Origin of the sequence: Amaricoccus sp., from assembly GCF_017995835.1 — a bacterium.
Taxonomy (GTDB): Bacteria; Pseudomonadota; Alphaproteobacteria; order Rhodobacterales; family Rhodobacteraceae; genus Amaricoccus.
The window spans coordinates 1-5,445 of sequence record NZ_JAGOID010000150.1 but is presented as its reverse complement, the minus strand read 5'-3'; the positions used below and the strand labels follow the sequence as shown (position 1 = coordinate 5,445).

General features: G+C 71.1%; 6 protein-coding genes. All 6 read right to left on the bottom strand.

Features of this window, described 5'->3' with window-relative positions:
* Positions 1–521 (bottom strand): FHA domain-containing protein (locus tag KBA23_RS15510; RefSeq protein ID WP_290742774.1); only part of this gene is annotated, 521 nt, incomplete at its 3' end.
* Positions 518–1,555, bottom strand: a complete 1,038-nt coding sequence (gene tssG, locus KBA23_RS15505; protein WP_290742772.1) for a type VI secretion system baseplate subunit TssG — start codon at positions 1,553–1,555, stop codon at positions 518–520. The genes KBA23_RS15510 and tssG, both read right to left, overlap by 4 nt.
* Entirely contained in the window at positions 1,519–3,393 is a 1,875-nt protein-coding gene (tssF, locus tag KBA23_RS15500; RefSeq protein ID WP_290742769.1) for a type VI secretion system baseplate subunit TssF, read from the bottom strand. The genes tssG and tssF overlap by 37 nt, the downstream gene beginning before the upstream one ends.
* Positions 3,394–3,396: 3 nt before the next feature.
* Positions 3,397–4,110, bottom strand: a complete 714-nt coding sequence (gene tssE, locus KBA23_RS15495; protein WP_290742766.1) for a type VI secretion system baseplate subunit TssE — start codon at positions 4,108–4,110, stop codon at positions 3,397–3,399.
* Positions 4,111–4,126: 16 nt separating this feature from the next.
* Entirely contained in the window at positions 4,127–4,603 is a 477-nt protein-coding gene (gene tssD, locus KBA23_RS15490; RefSeq protein ID WP_290742763.1) for a type VI secretion system tube protein TssD, read from the bottom strand.
* A gap of 59 nt (positions 4,604–4,662) precedes the next feature.
* Positions 4,663–5,445 (bottom strand): type VI secretion system contractile sheath large subunit (tssC, locus tag KBA23_RS15485; RefSeq protein WP_290742760.1); only part of this gene is annotated, 783 nt, incomplete at its 5' end.

Below are 5,445 nucleotides of genomic sequence, written 5' to 3'. Positions count from 1 at the left end.
TTTTCGAAGGCGTCGGGCAGGTCGGTCGGGCGGGATGGTCCCGGTTCGGCGCGGGGCGAGGCAAAGAAGTCGTCGCCGTCGAAGGGCGAACGCCCCGCCGCCAGCGGCGGGGCGGCGGATGCCGGCGAGACAGGTCTGGGCGAGACGGGTACGGGCGCGGCGGGCGCGGGAGCGGGCGGCTGCTGCCACGCCGATTCGGGGGCAGCGGCGGCGATCCGCACCCGCAGCAGGAAGTCCCCGAGCCGCAGCCGGGTTCCGTCGCGCAGCGCGGCGCTGTTGCCGGTGCCCAGCGGCGCGCGCGCGTCGTCGACAAAGAGCCCGCCGGTCGATGTGTCGGTGACGGTGAAACCGCCCGGTCCGGCGAGGATCGTGCAATGGGCGCGCGACACGAACATGTCGGGATCGTCGATCCGCCAATCCGCGTCGGCGCCGCGGCCGATGACGAGCGCGCCGGTGTCGAGCCGCATCTGGCGGATCGCCTGGTCCCGCGGGCCGTGTTCGAGGCTGACGACGAGGCTCATGCCGCGGTCTCCAACCCCAGGCCGACGAAACCGCGGAGCCGCAGGTCGCCCGCGTCGGCGCTTCGCCGCGGGGCGAGCCACGCGAGGCGGCCGAGCATCGCCGCGCCGAGGCGGGCGGCCGGGATCTGGTCCCTGGCGAGCACCAGCCGCAGGTCGACGTCGAGCGTCATGCCGATCGCGTGCCGGATGATCTCGCGCAACCGCTCGCGCGCGGGGGTACCGGGCAGGAGCGCGGTGAACTGGTCGAGGGTCAAAGGGCCGAGGGTGATCTCGACCCGGTTCTGACGCTGAAATCCGCGCGCGCCGGCGGTGGCCCCGGCGCCGAGCCGCGCCAGCGGCCCGCCGAGCCGCGAGCGCAGGCGGACCGGGATCGGCACCCAGGCCCCGACGAACTCGACGAGCCGCGCCTCGACCCCGAGCGCATCGGCGATGAGGCGGGTCAGGCGCTCCGGCCCCTCGACCTGATGGCCGAGCGCCGGGGCATGGCGCCGCGCCAGCGCATCGAGCTCCGGGCTCGGCGCCGCGCCGGGCAGGCCGATGCCGCCGAGCGCGCCGAGCAGCGCCGAGACGCGCCCGCCGCCCGGCCGCTCGACCTGCGTCGCCGGCCGCGAATCGGCCCAGGCGCGGTAGAACAGGCCGATCATCCGGTGCTGCAACATGTTCGCGAAATCGAGAAAGGTCGTGTCGTGCGTCGCCTCCGCCTCGTGGTCGGTGAACCAGCGCTGCGACAGCCGGTCGAAGACCCAGCGCGTCAGATGCAGCGGCATCGGCCCCTCGGGCCCAAGCAGGCCGAAATTCACCACCCGGACCTCGGCGGGCCGCGTCTCGCCGGCGGGCCGCCATTGCGCGATATCGTGCGTGGCAAAGGCGAGGCGCACCGCCTGGCCGAGGCGGGCGGGCTCGCCGTCCGGGCGACCGCCCGTCGCGAACCGGCCACCTCCGTCCCTCTCGAGCCGTCGCATCAGCTCGAAGAAGTCCATCGTTTCGGCCGGCGGGTCTAGATCAGGCCGCGGCTGCCGGGCGTCATCGGCCATGGCACGTCCTCCTGGCTCTGGATCAGCCGCGTCCGGGTCCGGACGAAGGAATTCACCGCCGCGTAGCGGGCGAAGAGCCGCGCGATGAGGCCGGACAGCAGCAGCGCGCTGTGCCCGCTGAGCAGCGACTGGTCGATATCGAGCGTGATCTCGACGCCGCGACCAAAGCACATCGGACCGGCGAAGGGCAGGCGCTCGATCACCGGCCGCGCATGGACCCCGGTAACGGCGCGCGCATGGCGGGCAAGTCCCGGGTCGCCCCGGTCGGCGTAGAGTTCGAGCAAGGCGCGCAGCGGCGTCGCCGCCGTGCCCGCCTCGGCGAGGCCGAGGAAATTCAGCGACAATTGCGCGACCAGCCGCCATGTCAGCTCGTCGGCGCGCGAGGCGCCGGCCGGCCCGCCTGGCGGCGCGGCGGCCACCGCGCGCAGGGGCGGGCGCAGCGCCCCGAGCAGGCGCGCCTGCTCGATCGGGTCGCCGCTCTCGGGCGTCAGGGTCGGCGTGTCGTCGAGGATCGGCAGGTCGCGGTTGGTGCAGAGCGCCCGGATGTCGAGCCGCCGGAGCGGTCGGGCGCGGGTGTCGCCCGCCGGGCGCGAGACGGCAAGGAATACATCGTCCCCCGCGTAGGAGGTGCGGGTCTGGCCCTGCCGCCGCTCGTCCTCGGCCGGTCGCCGCGGCCGGCGCTCGGTCGAATGGACCCAAGGGCCGCCGCTCGCCTGGCCGAGGCTGAAGAGTTCCGGCACCAGCGCTTCCGGCCCCTCGCCATCGGCGTCTTCGACGTGGGTGACGCGCAGGATCTCGAAATCCCGCGGCCGCGCTCGGTCCGCGTGCAGCACCTGCCGCGTCCGCCGGGCGTCGAGATCCAGTGTCCCGCAATCCCGCTCGAAAAGGTTCACGATCGGCGTCGCATGGAGCAGCAGGTCGCCCGGTCGCGCGCCGGCCAGTTCGGGTGCGGCGCGGCGGAACAGGATGACGATCTCGATCCGCCCGGCCGCGGCGCGCAGAACCGGCGACACCCCCCCAAGCCGGACGAAATGGAACCGTTCCGGCGCCACGAAATACTCGCGCAGCAGCCGATAGCCCTCGAAGCTCGGGCGTGTGCGCGGCAGCAGCGCCTCGTCGTCGCGGATGCCGATCATCTCCGGCGCGGGCATCGCGGCGAGGGGAAACGCGCGCCCTTCCGGCCGGGCACCGACGGCGACGCAGGCGCCGAAGATCGCGTCGAAGAATGCGGGCGCGCGGGCGCGGTCGGCGAAATGCAGGTCGAGCCGGTCGAGAGACAACTCGGCAAGCGCGCCCTTGCCGATCCGCCCGAGCGTGAGGCGCAGCCCCGAGACCCCGCTCGCGCCGCCGATGGCCCCGATCCCGGCGGCGGCCAGCGCGCCCCGGTCCTGCAGATAGTCGACGCCGGTGATCTCGACCGGCCAGAGCGTCACGTCCTGCGCCGTCGTGTAGGTGCAGCGCGTGGACAGGCCGGGCCTGAGGCTCGAAACGAGCCGCGTGCCGCGGCGCACCACATGCCCGTCGAGCATGGTCAGCACCTGCTGCCCCGGCTTCAGCGCGACGATGCCGGTCGCGGGCGTCGGCGCGGTCAGGTCGGGATAAAGCGCCTCGATCACGTCGCGGACGAAGCGCGCGCCCTCGGCGTCGACCTTGAGCCGGGTGCGCGCGGCCAGAAAGGCGACGCCCTCCAGCAGCCGCTCGACGTAAGGATCGGGGCAGGGGACGGCATCGAGTGACAGGTTGCGCGCGACGGCCGGGTGCATGTCGGCGAATTCCGCCGCGAGTGCGCGGATATGGCCAAGCTCGTCTTCGTAATAATCGAGAAAGACCCGGTCCAAGCCTCAGGCCCCCCGTGTTTCGGTCCGCGCCCGCCCGTTGTCGAGGTCGATCGTGGTCCTGAGCCGCAGCCGCTCCGGCGCGGGCGCCATGATCAGCAGCGCGTCGATTTCGATCCGAAGGCCGGCCGCCTTGTCCGCCGTGGCGACGGTGACCCTGGTTGCCCCGGGCTTCAGCCGCGGCTCGAAGGTGGTGAGGATCCCGAGGATTTCGCGGGCCAGCGCCTCGCGATCGAAGTCGCGGCTGGAACGGCCGGCGAAGGACGGTACCCCGTAGTTGACGACGCTCCGCCGCGCCTCGGGGAAGTCGGCGAGCGAGGGCGGATCGTCGGGCAACGCGGCCGCTTCGGCGTCGGTAAGCAACGGGGTCGCCTCGAACCGCTCGGTGTTGAACAGCGCCTCGATGTCGCGTCGCACCGCCTCGCGCAGCACGTCCGGCGAGACGACGATGCCGCGCTCCTCCAGCTCCGCCCGCCGCCGCTCCTGATGCAGGACGCGCCGCAGGCGCTTGCGCTGCTCCGCCGTCAGGCCTTCGTCGGCGTCGATCGCCCGGACGCCGCCCTCGATGAGCGCGGCCAGCCGCTCGGCGCCGATCTCGCCTTCGAGCAACCGGCGAAGCCAGCCGATCTCGGAGCCGAGGCCGGGCAAATCGTTGACGAGCCGGTCCCAGAGCGAGGGCTGGACCGCCTCGCGCGTCGCCCGCGCCTCCGGCTGTCTCACCGACCCGCCTCCGCCATCACTTGGCCACGCGCACGTTCATCTCGACCTCGTGGTCGGTGTCGTATGCGAACTTGATCGCGTGATAGGCAAAGCCGACCCGCTCCTCCAGCAGGTCGGGTTCCTCCTCGGCCTGGGTCATCTCGTATTTCATCACCGAGGCGTCGGTGAGGGTGACGACGAGATAGTCCGACGTCTCGCCGTCGATGGTGCGGCGGGCGGAGAAGACCACTTCGTCGAGCGGGGTATTGTCGAAGAGCGCCTTCTTGAGATAGGGCGAAGACATGTCGTAATACTTTGTAAACACGATCATATCGAGATTTACTCGCCCGCGCCGGGACAGGCTGTTCGGGTCATGGGGCGCATCCATGGCAAATTTCACGCCATGGACCTCGATCTCCTCCTCGTGGCCGTCCCGCTCGCTCGGCCCCGGAATGTCGGGGACCTTGAGGAATCCGTCGATCTTGGTGATGCTGGTTCCGTCGGCTCTCGGCATGTGCGTCTCCCCCTCGGATCTGGGTCAGGATCAGGACTTCAGAGCTGGGACTTCACGTCTCAGGACTTCACGGACGGCAATTCCGAGACCAGCCGCAGCGAGGCGTTGATCCCTTCGAGTTGATAGTGCGGGCGCAGGTGAAAGACCGCGTTGTAGTAGCCGGGCCGACCTTCCACGCTGCTGACCGTCACTTCGGCGGCGGCCAGCGGACGCCGGGCGCGGGCCTTGTCATCGGCGAAGGCGGGATTGGCGAGGACGTAGCGGTTGATCCATTCGGTCAGCCAGGTCTGCATGTCGGCGCGCTCCTTGAAGGTGCCGACCTTGTCCCGCGCGATCGCCTTGAGATAGTGGGCGAACCGCGACACCGGGAAGAGATAGGGCAGGTTGGCGCTCAGCCGCTCGTTGGCCTGGGCGTCGGCATCGACCAGACGACCTGCGCGGGCCTCGTCGTCCTGCAGCGAATGGGCGCCGATGAAGGCGGCGAGGTCGGTGTTCTTGCGGTGCAGGATCGGCATCAGCCCGAGCTTGGCCAGCTCCGCCTCGCGCCGGTCGTCGATCGCCACCTCCGTCGGGCATTTCATGGATACCCCGCCGTCATCCGTCGGGAAGGTGTGAACCGGCAGATTGACGACCGTACCGCCCGATTCCACGCCGCGGATCTGGGTGCCCCAGCCGAAGAGCTTGTGGCTTCGGTTGATGTTCACGCCCATGGGGAAGGCCGCGTTCATCCAGACATACTTGTCATGGTCCTGATCCACCTCCTCCTCGAAGGCGAAGCCCTTCACCGGCACCGTCTCGGCGCCATAGGGCAGGCGGGCCAGAACCCGCGGCATCGTCAGGCC